Source organism: Kribbella sp. NPDC050281, from assembly GCF_040655855.1.
Classification (GTDB): domain Bacteria; phylum Actinomycetota; class Actinomycetes; order Propionibacteriales; family Kribbellaceae; genus Kribbella.
Genome location: NZ_JBFAKS010000017.1, coordinates 12,710 through 28,475 on the forward strand (window position 1 = coordinate 12,710; position 15,766 = coordinate 28,475).

Here is a 15,766-nt window from a genome sequence, read left to right on the forward strand (position 1 = left end):
ACGGCTCGTTAGGCTCGCCTGTCATGCGACTCGGACTCAACATCGGCTTCGTCTTCGGTGGCACCGATCATCTGGATCATCTGAGGCTGGTCCAGGAAGCCGAGCGACTCGGCTTCTCGGTCACCTGGGCCGCGGAGGCGTACGGCTCGGACGCCGCCACGCTGCTGACCTGGATCGCCGCCCAGACCTCCACCATCGACGTCGGCGCGGCGGTCTTCCAGATCCCGGCCCGGACGCCGGCGATGACCGCGATGACAGCGGCCACCCTGGACCGGCTCTCGAACGGCCGGTTCCGGCTCGGCCTCGGAGTGTCCGGCCCACAGGTGTCCGAGGGCTGGCACGGCGTCCGGTTCGCTCAGCCGTTGCTCAGGACGCGTGAGTACGTTGCCATCGTGAACTCCGCCCTCCGCCGCGAGACCGTGGCCTTCGAAGGCAAGTACTTCACGCTGCCGCTGCCCGACGGCCCCGGCAAGGCGCTGAAGCTGACCGTGCACCCGATCCGCGACCATGTACCCGTCTACCTGGCCGCCGTCGGCCCGAAGAACCTCGAGCTGGCCGGTGAGATCGCCGACGGCTGGCTCGGTATCCTCAACGACCCCGCCTACCTGGGAGAGCAGTTGAAGCACATCAAGTCGGGTCGCGAGATCCGTCAGCAAGGACTCGACGACTTCGACGTCGTCGCGTCCGTGCCGGTGATGACCGGCGACGACCTGCACGCCGCGGCCGACCCGATCCGTGGGTACGCCGCCTTGTACATCGGCGGCATGGGCAGCCGGGAGAAGAACTTCTACAACGCCCTTGCGATCCGGATGGGGTACGCCGAGGAGGCCAAGGAGATCCAGGACCTGTACCTGGACAGGAAGCACCGCGAGGCGATGGCCGCCGTACCGCACGGGTTCATCGACTCGATCTCGCTGCTCGGCAGCAAGGAGCGGATGGCCGAGAAGCTGACCGCGTACGCCGAGGCCGGCGCGACGACCGTCGCGATCACGCCGTTCGCGTCCACCGTGGACCAGCGGATCGCCGACCTGCGCACGGTCGCCGAGGCGCTCGAACTCGCCGGAGTCGGCAACTGATGACGATCTGGGACTCCATCATCCTCGGCATCGTCGAGGGCCTGACCGAATTCCTGCCGGTCTCCAGCACCGGCCATCTGACCATCGTGGCGAAGATGCTCGGCCTGCAGATCGACGACCCGTCGATCACGGGCTTCACCGCGGTGATCCAGATCGGTGCGATCGCGGCGGTCGTGCTGTTCTTCTGGAAGGACATCCAGCGGATCGCGATCGCCTGGGTGCGCGGTCTGGTCAAGCCCGAGCACCGCGGCGAGTTCGATCACCGGATGGGCTGGTACGTGATCGTCGGCTCGACGCCGATCGTCATCGTCGGGTTCCTTGCCCGCGACATCATTTCGGGCCCGCTCCGCAGCCTGTGGTGGGTGGCCGCGGCCCTGATCGGCTGGTCGGTCGTGATGGTGGCGGCCGAGCGGGTGGGCAGCAAGTCCCGGCCGCTGACCCGGATCACGCTGGTCGACGCGATCGTGATGGGTGTGGTCCAGTGCCTGGCACTGATCCCTGGCATCTCCCGCTCGGGTGCGACGATCTCGGCCGGGTTGTTCTGCGGTCTCGAACGCGTCGCGGCCACCCGGATCTCGTTCCTGCTCGGCATCCCGGCGCTGGTCGGCGCCGGCGTCTACGAGCTCAAGGACGCCCTGAACGGCGACGTCGGCGCGGTGCCGCTGATCGTCGGGACCGTCGTGAGCTTCGTGGTCGCGTACGCATCGGTCGCGTGGCTCCTGCGGTTCGTCGCCAAGCACACGATCGAGGTCTTCGCGTTCTACCGGTTGCTGCTCGGCATCGTCCTCGTGATCCTGCTGGCCACCAGCACGATCACAGCAACCTAGAGCCAGCCGACCTTGCGGAAGAAGCGGTACAGGGTGAAGCAGACGGTGGCCATCAGGAGCAGGATGCCGTAGTACCCGTAGTGCCAGGTGAGCTCGGGCATGTAGTCGAAGTTCATCCCGTAGATGCCGGCCAGCATGGTCGGCACCGCGGCGATGGCGACCCAAGCCGAGATCCGTCGCATATCGTCGTTCTGCTGCACCGAGACGCGAGCCAGGTGGGCGCCGAGCGCCGAACTGAGCAGCGTGTCGATGGATTCCGTCTGGTCGGCCACTCGGTTGACATGGTCGGCGACGTCGCGGAAGAACGGTGCCGCCTTCGGGTTGATCCCGGGGACGCCGTGCGCGAACTGCTCCATCGGCTCGCGCAGCGGCAGGACCGCGCGGCGCATCTCGAGCACCTCGCGCTTGAGCCGGTAGATCCGCTCCGCGTCACTGGTCCGGTCCGCGGAGAAGACCGACGACTCGATCTCGTCGACGTCGACCTCGACCGACTCGGCGACCGTCTCGTAGCCGTCGACCACCGAGTCGCAGATCGCCCACAGCACCGCGGCCGGGCCGTGGCCGAGCATCGAGGCGCGTTCCTCGAGATCCTGGCGGGTCGTTGCCAGCTCACCGCCTTCGCCGTGCCGAACGGTGACGACGTACCGCGGGCCGATGAAGACGCTGAGCTGGCCGGTCTCGACGGCGTCGCCGTCGTCGACGTACCAGAGGGTGCGGAGTACGACGACGATCGCGTCGCCGAACCGCTCGACCTTGGGTCGCTGGTGGGCCTTGAGTGCGTCCTCGACGGCGAGTTCGTGCAGGTCGAACAGCCGCTGGACGCGGCGCATCTCGGCGTCCGACGGCTCGTGCAGACCGACCCAGCCGAAGCACTCGCCGTGGTCGTCGATGGCCTGGGCAACGGTCTCGGGGTCCTTGGGCAGGTCCTGCCGTTCGCCGTCGGCGTACACCCCGCAGTCCACGATCACGGCCCCATCATGACACCGTGACTTGCGCGCACCGGATAACGTGCAGGTCATGCCCACGGTGATTCTGGTCCGCCACGGCCGCAGCGCCGCGAACACCTCCGGCACGCTGGCCGGCCGCACTCCCGGAGTGAAGCTGGACGAGACCGGCGTGCGCCAGGCGGAGGCGGTCGCACAGCGACTGGCCGGGCTGCCGCTGGCCGCGATCGTCACCTCGCCGCTGGAGCGGTGCAAGCAGACCGCGGCCGCGATCGCGAAGCTCCACGAAGGGTTGCGTCCGGCAACGGACCGGCGGCTGACCGAGTGCGGGTACGGCGACTGGACCGGGAAGAAGATCGCCACGCTGGCGAAGGACCCGCTGTGGGCGGTCGTGCAGCAGCACCCGTCCGCGGTGACGTTCCCGGGTGGCGAGTCGATGCGGGCGATGCAGCAGCGCGCGGTGGACGCGGTTCGGGCGCACGACGCCGCGCTGGCGAAGAGCCATGGCCCCGGCGCTCTGTGGGTGGCGGTGTCGCACGGCGACGTGATCAAGGCGATCGTTGCGGACGCACTCGGCCAGCACCTGGACACGTTCCAGCGAATCGTGGTCGACACGGCGTCGGCGACGATCATCACCTACACCACGACCCGCCCCTTCCTGGTCCGGCTCAACGACTCCGGCAGCGAACTGGAGTCCCTGATCCCGAAGCCACCCGCCAAGGGCAGGACCAAGAAGCAATCCTCAGACGCAGTGGTCGGCGGACGGTAATAGGGTCTAGGTATGGCGCGCGTTGTTCATTCGTACGACGATCCGGATCGGTTCGTCGCCGGCACCGTGGGGGAACCCGGTGCCAGGACTTTCTTCCTGCAGGCCCGGGCCGGTGCCCGGCTGACGTCGGTGGCCTGCGAGAAGGAGCAGGTGATGGCGCTCGCGGAGCGGCTGGACGTGATGCTGGACGAGGTGGCCCGGCGGTTCGACCGGGATCCGGTCACACCGGCCGGAGCGGACGACACCGACCCGCTGGAGCAGCCGATCGAGGAGGAGTTCCGGGCCGGCACCATGACGCTGGCCTGGGAGGCCGACGCCGAGCGCGTGGTGATCGAGGTGTTCTCGGTCGTGCCCGGCGAGCAGGCCGAGTTGGAGGAGACCGACCCGGTCCAGGCCGCGATGGACTCCGAGGACGCCGAGGTGTTCATCGTCCGGATCAGCGAGGAACAGGCCCGGGCGTTCGCCCGGCGGGCCGTCGCGCTGGTCGCGTCCGGGCGGCCGAGCTGCCCGTTCTGCGGCCGGCCGATCGACCCGGAGGGGCATATCTGCCCGCGCGCCAACGGCTACCGCAGGCACCTGCCGGAATGATCGACCAGGACCTGCTCACCCACGGGGAGCTGTCCCTGCACGGCCGCCTGGTGGCCGCGTCGAACGGGACGTTCCAGGGCTCGGTGAGTCTCGAGGACCGGACGGCGACGGTCGTCTACAAGCCGGTCCAGGGCGAGCGGCCGCTGTGGGACTTCCCCGACGGCACGCTGGCCCAGCGCGAGTACGCGGCGTACGTCGTGTCCGAGGCGCTGGGCTGGTCGGTCGTGCCGCCGACGCTGCTGCGGGACGGTCCGCTCGGCGAGGGCATGGTGCAGCTGTGGATCGACGAGGTCGAGCTGCCGGCGGGGGAGACCGAGCTGGTCGACATCGTTCCGCAGGGCCGGGTGCCGAAGGGGTGGGTCGGCGTCTTCGACGCGCTCGACGGCCGGCACAACCCGGTGACGCTGGTGCACGCGGACAACCTGGCGCTGCAGCGGATGGCGGTGTTCGATGCCGTGGTCAACAATGCCGACCGCAAGGGCGGCCATGTGCTGAACCCGGGGGACGGCCGCGTGTTCGGGGTCGACCACGGAGTCACCTTCAACGCCGACGACAAGCTGCGGACCGTGTTGTGGGGCTGGGCCGGTGACCCGATCCCGGCCGACCTGCTGGACGACGTACGGAAGCTGGCCGACCGGCTCGCCGGCGGGCTCGGGACGCAGTTGTGCGAGCTGATCACGGCGGTGGAGCTGACCGCGACCCGCGAGCGGTGTGCGTCGCTCCTGAAGACCGGGATCTACCCGTACCCCAGCGAGGACTGGCCGGCCATCCCCTGGCCGGCGTTCTAGTACGGGCGTCAGCGGCCGCCGAAGGTCTCCAGCAGCACCTGACGCTCGGCATCGGTGAGGTTCGTGTCGATGAGCTTGCTGTGCATGCCGTGGAACCGTTCGCCCACCCGGTCGAGATCGCCCTGCTCGGTCACCGCGAAGAGGGCCGAGGTTCCCGGCGTCACCTCGGTGCGGATCTTCTGCAGCTGCTCCTTGGTGATGCCGGCATCCTGGGTCGACTTGCTGATCGCGCCGATCGCGGCCCCGGCGACGCCACCGATCAGCGGCACGAAGAAGAGGGCACCGAGCAGGACGCCCCACAAAGCCCCCCAGCCGGTCCCGCGCCACGTGTCTTCGTGCCCTTGCTTGGTGGTCGGATGCGAATCGTCCTTCGGCCACGAGATGATCGCGTGATCGAGGATCTTCACCAGTCCGTCCCGCTCGCAGCCCTTGAGAACGGATTCGGCGTGCCCGGCGCCGTCCGGACCATCGAACTTCCACACCGTAAAGGCGGTCATGGTGCACTCCTTGCCATCGATTTGCCGTCGATCGAACTGAACGCGCGCCCGGAACGCGCGGCGAGCGTCGCCGTCGCAACCCCATCGTGTGCGCCGAACGACCGGGCAACGTCACCCGGCCCGGATGAATCTTCGGGTCGGAGGCGACCGGAGAGTGGAACCGTGTCGCGGCACTGAAATAGGGGCTGGCATAAGCTCCAGGACATGCAGGCGTGGACAACTCCAGACATCCCGGTCGTCCCGGGTCCGGCCCGGCGGCTGCGGCTCCACGACACCGCCTCGGGCGGACTGGTCGAGGTACCTCCGGCCGACGGCGGCATCGCCCGGATGTATGTGTGCGGCATCACGCCGTACGACGCCACGCATATGGGCCATGCGGCGACGTACGTGACGTTCGACCTGATCAACCGGATGTGGCGCGACGCCGGGTACGACGTCCGCTACACGCAGAACATCACCGACGTCGACGACCCGCTGCTCGAGCGGGCGGCCGAGACCGGGGTCGACTGGACCGACCTGGCGCACCGCGAGATCCAGCTGTTCCGCGACGACATGACCTCGTTGCGGGTGATCCCGCCGCAGCACTACATCGGCGTGGTCGAGTCGGTCGACCTGGTGGCGAACGCGGTCGACGAGCTGCGCCGGGCCGGCGCGGTCTACTCGGTCGACGGTGACCTGTACTTCGCGGTGAAGGCGGACGCGGCGTTCGGCGGCGTGTCCGGGTACGACCGCCAGACGATGACGGAGCTGTTCGCCGAGCGCGGCGGCGACCCGGAGCGTGAGGGCAAGCGGGACCCGCTGGACAGCCTGCTGTGGCGTCACGAGCGCCCGGGGGAGCCGGCCTGGGATTCGCCCGTCGGCCGCGGCCGGCCCGGCTGGCACGTCGAGTGCTCGGCGATCGCACTGGAGTACCTCGGAATGTCGTTCGACGTCCAGGGCGGCGGGACCGACCTGATCTTCCCGCACCACGAGATGTCGGCCAGCGGCGCGCAGGTCGCGACCGGCGAGCACCCGTTCGCCCGCGCGTACGTGCATCAGGCGATGGTCGGCCTGGACGGCGAGAAGATGTCGAAGTCCAAGGGCAACCTGGTGCTGGTCTCGAAGGAGCGGCAGGCCGGGTCGGACCCGATGGCGATCCGGCTGGCGCTGCTCGCGCACCACTACCGCACCGAGTGGTTCTGGACCGAGTCGGTGCTGCTCGACGCGCAGGAGCGGTTGGACGTCTGGCGCGGCGCGGTCAGCCGGGGTTCGGGTCCCGACGGGGCGGCCGCGGTCGACGCCGTACGGGCTGCGCTGACGAACGACCTGGACAGCGTCGCGGCGCTGTCGGCGATCGACACGTGGGCCGAGACCAACGGCGACGACCCCGAGGCCCCCGCTCTGGTGGCCCTGGCGATCGACGCGCTGCTCGGCGTCAAGCTGTAGCGGTCAGCCCGTCACCGGCCCGTGATCAGGCTTTCACATAGTGCGCCGCGATCTCGTCACTCGTGGTCAGCCAGACGTCGCTCTGCGAGGCAATGTACTCGAGCGCAAGGTCGAGGTACTTCGCCAGGAACGGCTGACCGATCACGAACGGGTGCAGCGCGAGCGCCATCACCCGGCCGGTGTGCTCGGAGTCGGCCCGGAGTACGTCGTACTGGTCCTTGACCATCTGGAGGAACTCGGGGCCGGACGTACCGCGAAGGAACAGGCCGAGGTCGTTCAGTCCGAGGGTGTACGGGACGCTGATCATGCCGGGGACGTTCAGCCGGTAGGGCTGGTCGTCGTTGGTCCAGTCGAGCACGTACTGCAGGCCGAGTTCGGCGAGTAGTTCGGGCGTCTTGAACGTCTGGGTGAGAGCGGGGCCCATCCAGCCCTTCGGCCGGGTCCCGGTGGCGTTCTCGATCGTCTCGACGATCTCGGTCAGGACCTTGCGCTCCTCGTCCGGCTCCAGGTCCGTGTGCAGGATCGAGTTCGTGCTGCCGTGGGCGAGCCACGCCCAGTCGCGCTCGACCCCGGCCGTGACGATCTGCGGGTTGTGCTCGGCAACCATCGAGTTGAGCAGCGTGCTGGCCCGGAGGCCGTGCTTGTCCAAGATGTCGATGACGCGCCAGATGCCGACCCGGGCGCCGTAGTCGCGCCAGCCGTAGTTGAGCGGGTCCGGGACCACGTCGAGCGGCCAGATGCTGGTGGACGGCCGGTCGACGAGGAAGTGCTCGACGTTCAGGCCGATGTAGAAGGCGACCTTCTTGCCGTCCGGCCAGGTGAGCTTGGGGCGTTCGGTGATGGGGCTGTAGTCGAAGAGTTCGAGTGTCATACCTGCACGGTAGAATCTGACATCAGTGTCAAGTTCAAGTCCCGCGGAAGGATCGGCGATGCGGATCGGTGAGCTGGCCCGGCGGACCGGGGTGAGCGAGCGGTCGCTGCGGTACTACGAGCAGCAGGGCCTGCTGGTGTCGGATCGGAGTCCCGGCGGACAGCGCGAGTACGCCGATCGCGCCGTCGACCGGGTGATCCTGATCCAGGAGCTGTTCGCGGCCGGCCTGCACAGCAAGAAGATCGCTGAGCTGCTCCCGTGCATGCGCGACCCGGACGGCGGCCCGAACGAGCGCGCCACCCCGCAACTCGTCACCGATCTGACCGCCGAACGCGACCGCATCGACCGCATGATCGCCGACCTGGCCACGTCCCGCGCGGTCCTGGACGACGTCATCACCACGGCCGCCCAGGAGCTCTAATCGCTCGGGTGGTTCTTGTTCCGCCGTCGTAGGTAGCGCTCGAACTCGGCGGCGATCGCGTCGCCGGTGGCCTCGGGCAGGTCCGCGGTGTCGCGCTGCTCCTCGAGCGAGTGCACGTACTCCGCGACCTCCGGGTCTTCCTCGCTGAGCTCGTCGGCGCCGCGTTGCCAGGCGCGGGCCAGCTCGGGCAGATCGCCTTCCGGAATCTGCAGGTCCAGCAGCGCCTCGATCTTGGTCAGCAGCGCGAGAGACGCCTTCGGGCACGGCGTACTGGCGATGTAGTGGGGGATCGCGGACCAGATCGACACCGACGGCGCGCCGAGCGTGCTGCAGAGGTCGGCGAAGACGCCGGTGATCCCGGTCGGGCCCTCGTACGTCGACGGCTCGAGGCTCCACGAAGCAGACAGCTCGGGGTCGGACGAGGTCGCCGAGACCGGGATCGGCCGGGTGTGCGGGGAGTCCGCGAGCAGTGCGCCGAGCACCACCACGAGCTGGGCGTTCGACTCGTCGACGACCTCGAGCAGCTCCTGGCAGAAGCCACGCCAGCGCATGTTCGGCTCGATGCCGCGGATCAGCAGCACGTCCCGGTCGGTGTCCTCGGGCCGGGCGACGTACACCCGGGTGGTCGGCCAGGTCAGCTGCCGCCCGCCGTCCTCGTCGAAGCCGACCATCGGGCGGTTCACCTGGAAGTCGTAGTAGTCCTCGGGGTCGATCGCGGTGACGAGCTCCGCGTCCCACTCGTCGATCAGGTGGTCGACCGCGCCGGTGGCCGCCTCGGCCGCGTCGTTCCAGCCCTCGAACGCGGCGATCACGACCGGGTCCCTCAGGTTCGCGAGGTCAACCACTCGCAGGCCCCCTGTCGTCTGTGTGCCATCCGGCGGGGTCGCCGGAATCCGGACTGCCAGCCTACGTGGTCGCGCCGACGGGCGTGCCGGGTTTCACGCCCAGCGGAACGTGTCGCCGTCCGTGGGCCGGACCCGGCGGCGGCCGGTCGGGGTGGACCAAGGAAAATGGTTCCGCGAACCGATCGCGCCAGGCCTGACGAAGGAGCTGCACTTGCACCCGGAACAATCCCTCCAAGCGGTGCTCTGGGACATGGACGGGACCTTGGTCGACTCCGAGAAGACCTGGGCCGAGGTGCAGATCCGGTTCCTCGCCGAGCTCGGGGTGACCTGGACCGAGCAGGACTGCCTGACCCTCATCGGCAGTGACCTGCGGGACGCGGTCGAGGTCTGGATGGCGCGGGTCCCGGCCGGTGTGATCACCGCCGACGAGCTGGCCGAGCAGATGTTCGGCCGGGTGGTGGACGAGCTCCGCGCGGAGGTCAGCTTCCAGCCGGGCGCGGTCGAGCTGCTCCGGGCACTGCGCAAGGAGGACATCCCGTGCGCGCTGGTCTCGGCGTCGTACCGGGTGATGATCGACGCGGTGCTCGGCCATCTGCCGCCCGACCCGTTCGACGTGATCGTGGCCGGTGACGAGGTGACGCACGGCAAGCCGCACCCGGAGCCGTACCTGACCGCGGCCCGCAAGCTGGGCGTGGACCCGGCCCGGTGCGTGGTGATCGAGGACTCGAACACGGGCACCGAGTCCGGTACGGCGGCCGGCGCGTACGTGGTCGCCGTGCCGCAGTGGGTGACGATTCCGGACGCGCCGCGACGGCTGGTGGTGCGTTCGCTCGAGCCGCTTACACCGGAGGCCCTGCGCGACCTGCTCCGTTGACGGGTTACCGTCACTTGGTGCCCTCGGGGGCGTTGTTCGGGTAGCGGGCTGGGGAAGGGTGAGATGTTGACCGAGTGGTGGCGCCGGGGTGCGGTGATGGCCGCGGTGGGTGTGCTGAGCGTGTCATTGGCGGCGTGTGGTGAGCCGGACGACAACGCGCCGCATCCGGGTGAGCCGACGCCGAAGGCGATGGTGCTCCGGCTCGCGACCACCGACCAGGTCACGTCGCTCGACCCGGCCGGTCCGTACGGCGTGGGCTCGCGGACCGTCCAGGCGAACCTGTATCAGACGCTGCTCACGATCATGCCGGGCAAGCCGACCCCGGTTCCGGACGCCGCCGACTGCCAGTTCGACTCGCCGACGACGTACACCTGCAGCCTGAAGGAAGGGCTGAAGTTCCCGAACGGGCACGAACTGACCTCGTCGGACGTGAAGTTCAGCTTCGAGCGGATGCTGAAGCTGAAGACCCCGAACGGCCCGGCCCCGCTGTTCTCGTCGCTGACCTCGGTCAGTACGCCGGACGACCTCACCGCGGTGTTCCACCTGAAGGCCCCGGATGCGCGGCTGCCGTACCTGCTGACCACGACGGCCGGGTCGATCGTGGACGAGGAGTACTACCCGGCGAACAAGCTGCTCGACACCAAGGCGATGGGCAGCGGCCCGTACCAGCTGACGGCGTACCGGCCGGGAGAGCGGATCATGCTGGCCCGCTTCGACGGGTACCGCGGTCCGCGCGGGCCGCAGAACGACGGCGCCGAGATCACGTTCGTGAAGGACTCGACCGCGCTCTATCAGGCGGTGACGACCGGGAAGACCGACCTGGCGTTCAACGGGTTCGGGCCGAGCCTGCTGGACAAGCTGCGGACGTCGGACCGGGTCCAGTTGGTCGAGTCCGACTCCGCGGCGATCCAGTTCTACTCGTTCCAGATGAAGTCGCTGACGTCGCGCAAGCTCGCCGTACGCCGTGCCTTCGCGCAGCTGCTCGACCGGCAGACGCTGGTGAAGAAGGTGTACGGCGACCACGTCGCGCCGCTGTACTCACTGGTGCCGCCCGGGTTCGGCGGGCAGGTGGACGCGTTCAAGGCGGAGTACAAGCAGCCGAACAAAACCGCCGCGGCCGCGATCCTCAAGGAGGCCGGCATCGCCGTACCGGTGCCGCTGACAATGGGGTGGACACCGCTGCAGTACGGCACGACCGCGAAGGCGGAGGTGCTCGAGTTGAAGCGCCAGCTCGACGCGTCCGGGCTGTTCCGGGTGACCTTGCGGAACGCCGACTGGCCGGAGTACCAGACGCTGGCCCGCGCGGGTGCGTACGACCTCTACTACGGGAGCTGGATCCCGGAGTACCCGGATGCCGACGACTACCTCGCGCCGTTCGTCCGGAGCGGGGGCGTGTTCCAGAACGGCTACCGGTCCTCGGCGGCGGCCAAGCTGCTGCAGCAGGAGACGACGGAGCAGAACGGGCTGGAACGCGACGACCTGATCGGTCAGCTACAGGGAGTGCTGGCCCAGGAGGTTCCGGCGGTCCCGGCGTGGCAGGGCCGGTTCACGGTGGCGGCCGGCAAGGACATCGAGAATGTGCCCGCGGCGCTCAATTCGCTGTCGTTCCTGTACCTGTCCGGTCTCCGCAAGTAATCACCGCCGCGTGACACAAAGATGCCATGACAGTAACGGTTCGCGAGGCTCCGGCGACCGTGGGTACGGCGCCGTGGTTTACTGCGGAATGTCCACGATACGGGACGATTTCCTGACGGTCACGATCGGGCAACGCAGCACTTTCCGAGTTTGACTCCAGCCTGTAATGGCGGCAGGTTAAGGCGGCAGCCATACCGGATTCGTCCCGGTTCCATCGAACATCGAGGCAGGGGAACCCATCGCGTGAGCACGCCACTCGAGGTCGAGCCGGGAGCATCGGCAGCGCAGCCTGAGGCCATCCTCAAGGGCGCCGGCAAGATCGAGGGTCGCTCTCTGTGGCAGATCTCCTGGATTCGGCTGAAGCGCGACAAGGTCGCGCTCGCCGGCGGCGCCTTCGTGGTCTTCCTGGTCCTGGTCGCGATCTTCGCCCCGCTGTTGTGCAAGCTCCTCGGCGTCACGCCGAACGACTTCCACCAGGACCTGGTCGACCCGTCACTGCAGACCCCGATCGGCAAGTGGGGCGGGATCAGCGCGGACCACCCGCTCGGCATCGAGCCGGTGAACGGCCGCGACATCTTCGCCCGGATCGTGTACGGCGCCCGGATCTCCCTGCTGATCGCGTTCCTGGCCACCATGGTGTCGGTCGTGATCGGCGTCACGCTGGGCGTCGTCTCAGGGTACTTCGGCGGCTGGATCGACTCGCTGATCAGCCGGGTGATGGACATCTTCCTCGCCTTCCCCCTGTTGCTGTTCGCACTCGCGCTCGTCGGTGCCCTCCCGGACAAGCTGCTCGGCATCCAGGGTGACGCGCTGCGGGTGGCGCTGGTCGTCTTCATCATCGGCTTCTTCAGCTGGCCCTACATCGGCCGGATCATCCGCGGGCAGACACTGTCGCTGCGGGAGCGGGAGTTCGTCGACGCCGCCCGGAGCCTCGGTGCCCGGCGTCCGTACATCCTGTTCACCGAGCTGCTGCCGAACCTGATCGCCCCGATCCTGGTGTACGCGACGCTGCTGATCCCGACCAACGTGCTCTTCGAGGCCGGCCTGTCGTACCTGGGTGTCGGGATCCGCCCGCCGACGGCCAGCTGGGGCGACATGCTGTCGATCGCCGCGAACTGGTACCAGGTCGACCCGATGTACATGGTCCCGCCCGGCCTGGCGATCTTCCTGACGGTGCTGGCCTTCAACCTGTTCGGCGACGGATTGCGCGACGCGCTGGACCCGCGGTCGCGATAGGACTTCTCTCCAACCAGGGAGCCCACGGATGTCACAGCTCTCACGAAAAAAGGGGTGCAACAACAGATGAGATGGAATCGCATCAGGACGGCAACCGCCGTCAGTGCGGCCGTCGCCTTGAGCCTGGTGGCTTGCGGGGGACCCAAGGCGACGCCCGGAGGAGGGACCAGCAGCGAAGGCGCCGCTACCGCGGAGGCCAACGCGGCTGTCAACAAGGTGTTCAGCCCGAGCGACAAGAAGGGCGGCACCCTGCGGATGGCGATCACCGAGCTGTGGGACTCCACAGACCCCGGTGACACCTACTACGGCCTGTCCTGGAACCTGGTCCGGAACTACGTCCGGCCGCTGATGACGTTCAAGGCCGCTCCGGGCGCCGAGGGCGCCAAGCCGGTCCCGGACCTCGCCGAGGGTCCCGGTGTGCCGAGCGACGACGCCAAGACCTGGACCTACAAGATCCGCAAGGGCGTGAAGTTCGAGGACGGCACCGAGGTCACCTCGAAGGACGTGAAGTACGGGGTCGCGCGCTCGCTGGACAAGGCGACGCTGCCGAGCGGCCCGACGTACTTCAACGACTTCCTGCTGGACGTCCCGGCGAACTACAGCGTCTACAAGGACAAGTCGCTGGCCGGTGTGGCCAAGGCGATCGAGACGCCGGACGACCAGACCATCGTGTTCCATCTGAAGAAGCCGTTCGCCAGCTTCGACTACTTCGCCCAGCTCCCGTCGACGGCTCCGGTGCCGCAGGCCAAGGACACCGGCGCGAAGTACAAGGAACACCCGGTCTCGACCGGCCCGTACAAGTTCGAGAGCTACGACGCGAACAAGGGTATGGCGCTGATCCGCAACGATCAGTACGACGCCTCGACCGACCCGGACTCCGGGCGTAAGGCGCTGCCGGACAAGATCACCGTCGCGTTCAACGTGAACGGCACCGACATCGACAACCGGCTGATCGCCGGTGACCTCGACGTCGACATCGCCGGTACCGGTGTTCAGGCCGAGACCCAGGCGAAGGTGCTGGCCGATCCGAAGCTGAAGGCGCACACCGACAACGTGCCGGCGCCGCGACTCAACTTCACCGTGCTGAACCCTGACGTCCCGCCGCTGGACAACGTGCACTGCCGCAAGGCGGTCCTGTACGCCGCCGACCACGAGGGCTACCAGCGTGCGTACGGTGGTCCGATCGGTGGTGACATCGCGACGAACCTGATGCCGCCGCTGGTGACCGGTGCGGAGAAGTTCGACGACTACGGCTTCGAGACGGACAAGAACGGCAACGTCGACAAGGCCAAGGAAGAGCTGAAGCAGTGCGGTCAGCCGAACGGTTTCGCGACCAACATCACCTACCGGTCCGACCGGCCCAAGGAGAAGGCGGTCGCCGAGACGCTGCAGCAGTCGCTGAAGCGGGCCGGCATCAACCTGAGCACCAAGCCGTATCCGACGGGTGACTACACCAAGCTGTACGCGGGCAAGCCGGACTTCGCGAAGAACAACAAGCTCGGCCTGATCGTCTACAGCTGGGGCGCGGACTGGAGCGACGGTTTCGGCTTCCTGAGCCAGATCGTCGACAGCCGCGTGATCAAGCCGACCGGTGGTAACTCCAACCTCGGGATCAAGATCCCCGAGGTCGACCAGCTGATCGACAAGGCGCTGAGCACCACTGACGAGGCTGAGCGCAACAAGATCTGGGTCGACGTCGACAAGAAGGTCATGGAGCAGGCCGCGGCGCTGCCGGGCATCTGGGCCAAGGGCCTGCTGTACCGCCCGGACACCCTGGCCAACGTGTTCTCCAACGACGGTCAGAACATGTACGACTACGCCGCGATCGGTCTGAAGTAGTCGTCGGTTGCCCTGACCAACCATCATTTCGCCAGCAGAGGTAGGTGAAGGCTGACGGTGGCCGGTGATCAGCGATGATCACCGGCCACCACGCCGAGCACGGTGTTCGCATATCTGGTCCGCCGGTTGATCGGAGCAGTGATCCTGCTCTTCATCGTCACGGCCGTCACGTTCGGGATCTTCTTCCTGGTACCCAGGCTCGGCGGTGCGACCGCCGACGACCTGGCCTCGCGCTATGTCGGCAAGAGCGCGGGTGAGGCACAGATCCACGACACGGCGGTGCGACTCGGCTTCACCGACCCTCTCTATGTGCAGTACGGGCGCTTCGTGAAGGGCCTGGTCGCCGGATCGGACTACGACTACGGCGCGGGGATCGAGCACTGCCCGGCGCCGTGCTTCGGCTACTCGTTCCTGACCTCGCAACCGGTCTGGCCGGACCTGGTCGCGCGAATACCGGTGACCGCCTCGCTGGCGGGCGGTGCCGCGTTCATCTGGCTGGTCACCGGTGTCGGTACCGGCGTCATCTCGGCACTCAGACGCGGGTCCGCCCTGGACCGATCACTCATGTCGGTGGCGCTGGCGGGTGTCTCGCTGCCGATCTTCTTCACCGGTCTGCTGGCGTTGTCGATCTTCAGTTACGGCCTCGGCTGGACCGCCCAGGGCGGCACCAATCCGATGGACGAAACCAATCCGATCTGGTGGGCCTACGACCTGATCCTTCCCTGGGTCACGCTGGCCTTCCTCTACGCCGCGGCGTACGCACGCCTCACCCGGGCCGGCATGCTCGAGACGATGAACGAGGACTACGTCCGCACCGCCCGGGCCAAGGGGCTGACCGAACGCACGGTGGTGATGAGGCATGGCCTGCGCTCGGCGCTGACCCCGATCCTGACCATCTTCGGTCTCGACCTGGGTCTGCTGATGGGCGGCGCGATCCTCACCGAGACGACGTTCTCGCTGCCCGGGATCGGTCAGTACGCCGTGATCGCGCTGCGGGCGAACGACCTGCCCAAGGTGCTCGGCGTGACTCTGGTCGCCGCCTTCTTCATCGTGCTGGCGAACCTGATCGTCGATCTCCTGTACGCCGTCGTCGACCCGAGAGTGCGGATCTCGTGACCGAGCCCCAAGACG

16 protein-coding genes are annotated in these 15,766 nt (G+C 68.1%); 12 read left to right on the plus strand and 4 right to left on the minus strand.

The genetic code is table 11. From position 1 onward, the window contains the following. Positions 1-23 precede the first annotated feature (23 nt). The gene (locus AB0I34_RS19745) at positions 24-1,076 is read left to right on the plus strand and encodes an LLM class F420-dependent oxidoreductase (RefSeq protein WP_360446829.1); all 1,053 of its coding nucleotides are present in this window, start codon (positions 24-26) and stop codon (positions 1,074-1,076) included. Next, complete coding sequence (locus AB0I34_RS19750) at positions 1,076-1,903, plus strand: undecaprenyl-diphosphate phosphatase (protein WP_360446831.1); 828 nt, start codon at positions 1,076-1,078, stop codon at positions 1,901-1,903. Before AB0I34_RS19745 ends, AB0I34_RS19750 begins: the two co-directional genes overlap by 1 nt. Here AB0I34_RS19750 and AB0I34_RS19755 read toward each other — a convergent pair. Beyond that, entirely contained in the window at positions 1,900-2,871 is a 972-nt protein-coding gene (locus AB0I34_RS19755) for a magnesium and cobalt transport protein CorA (RefSeq protein ID WP_360446833.1), read from the minus strand. The genes AB0I34_RS19750 and AB0I34_RS19755 overlap by 4 nt on opposite strands. A 49-nt stretch (positions 2,872-2,920) precedes the next feature. On the opposite strand from AB0I34_RS19755, the gene AB0I34_RS19760 reads away from it, so the two are divergent. The 3 genes from AB0I34_RS19760 to AB0I34_RS19770 are packed head-to-tail and all read left to right on the plus strand — an operon-like array spanning position 2,921 to position 4,992. Then, positions 2,921-3,616 carry a histidine phosphatase family protein gene (locus AB0I34_RS19760; protein ID WP_360446835.1) on the plus strand — a complete coding sequence of 232 codons (696 nt, stop codon included), beginning with the start codon at positions 2,921-2,923 and terminating at the stop codon, positions 3,614-3,616. 12 nt (positions 3,617-3,628) lie between these two features. After that, positions 3,629-4,204 (plus strand): DUF3090 family protein, encoded by a 576-nt coding sequence (locus AB0I34_RS19765; RefSeq protein ID WP_360446837.1) that lies wholly within the window; start codon positions 3,629-3,631, stop codon positions 4,202-4,204. Further along, positions 4,201-4,992, plus strand: a complete 792-nt coding sequence (locus AB0I34_RS19770) for an SCO1664 family protein (protein ID WP_360446839.1) — start codon at positions 4,201-4,203, stop codon at positions 4,990-4,992. The genes AB0I34_RS19765 and AB0I34_RS19770 overlap by 4 nt, the downstream gene beginning before the upstream one ends. 8 nt (positions 4,993-5,000) lie before the next feature. Here AB0I34_RS19770 and AB0I34_RS19775 read toward each other — a convergent pair whose 3' ends face one another. Next, positions 5,001-5,489 carry a DUF1269 domain-containing protein gene (locus tag AB0I34_RS19775; protein ID WP_360446841.1) on the minus strand — a complete coding sequence of 163 codons (489 nt, stop codon included), beginning with the start codon at positions 5,487-5,489 and terminating at the stop codon, positions 5,001-5,003. Positions 5,490-5,693: 204 nt separating this feature from the next. Between AB0I34_RS19775 and mshC the strand changes: the two genes are divergently transcribed. Further along, positions 5,694-6,914, plus strand: coding sequence for a cysteine--1-D-myo-inosityl 2-amino-2-deoxy-alpha-D-glucopyranoside ligase (gene mshC / locus AB0I34_RS19780; protein WP_360446843.1), 1,221 nt, complete (start codon positions 5,694-5,696; stop codon positions 6,912-6,914). A gap of 25 nt (positions 6,915-6,939) precedes the next feature. Here mshC and AB0I34_RS19785 read toward each other — a convergent pair whose 3' ends face one another. Beyond that, positions 6,940-7,785 (minus strand): polysaccharide deacetylase family protein, encoded by an 846-nt coding sequence (locus tag AB0I34_RS19785; RefSeq protein WP_360446845.1) that lies wholly within the window; start codon positions 7,783-7,785, stop codon positions 6,940-6,942. A 58-nt stretch (positions 7,786-7,843) separates the two neighbouring features. Here AB0I34_RS19785 and AB0I34_RS19790 point away from each other — a divergent pair, with 58 nt between their 5' ends. Beyond that, positions 7,844-8,206, plus strand: a complete 363-nt coding sequence (locus AB0I34_RS19790; protein WP_360446847.1) for a MerR family transcriptional regulator — start codon at positions 7,844-7,846, stop codon at positions 8,204-8,206. On the opposite strand, the gene AB0I34_RS19795 is transcribed toward AB0I34_RS19790, so the two are convergent. After that, positions 8,203-9,051 (minus strand): PAC2 family protein, encoded by an 849-nt coding sequence (locus AB0I34_RS19795; protein ID WP_360446849.1) that lies wholly within the window; start codon positions 9,049-9,051, stop codon positions 8,203-8,205. The two genes, AB0I34_RS19790 and AB0I34_RS19795, sit on opposite strands and share 4 nt — an antisense overlap. A 211-nt stretch (positions 9,052-9,262) precedes the next feature. Between AB0I34_RS19795 and AB0I34_RS19800 the strand changes: the two genes are divergently transcribed. From AB0I34_RS19800 to AB0I34_RS19820, 5 genes are all read left to right on the plus strand, one after another. Continuing rightward, the gene (locus tag AB0I34_RS19800) at positions 9,263-9,925 is read left to right on the plus strand and encodes an HAD family phosphatase (RefSeq protein WP_360446851.1); all 663 of its coding nucleotides are present in this window, start codon (positions 9,263-9,265) and stop codon (positions 9,923-9,925) included. Between the two features lie 63 nt (positions 9,926-9,988). Beyond that, positions 9,989-11,560 (plus strand): ABC transporter substrate-binding protein, encoded by a 1,572-nt coding sequence (locus AB0I34_RS19805; RefSeq protein WP_360446853.1) that lies wholly within the window; start codon positions 9,989-9,991, stop codon positions 11,558-11,560. 243 nt (positions 11,561-11,803) lie between these two features. After that, a complete protein-coding gene (locus AB0I34_RS19810; RefSeq protein WP_360446855.1) occupies positions 11,804-12,796 on the plus strand; it encodes an ABC transporter permease in 993 nt (330 codons plus the stop codon). 66 nt (positions 12,797-12,862) lie between these two features. Further along, positions 12,863-14,635, plus strand: a complete 1,773-nt coding sequence (locus AB0I34_RS19815; protein ID WP_360446857.1) for an ABC transporter substrate-binding protein — start codon at positions 12,863-12,865, stop codon at positions 14,633-14,635. A gap of 102 nt (positions 14,636-14,737) precedes the next feature. Next, positions 14,738-15,751 (plus strand): ABC transporter permease, encoded by a 1,014-nt coding sequence (locus AB0I34_RS19820; protein ID WP_360446859.1) that lies wholly within the window; start codon positions 14,738-14,740, stop codon positions 15,749-15,751. The last annotated feature ends 15 nt before the right edge of the window (positions 15,752-15,766 follow it).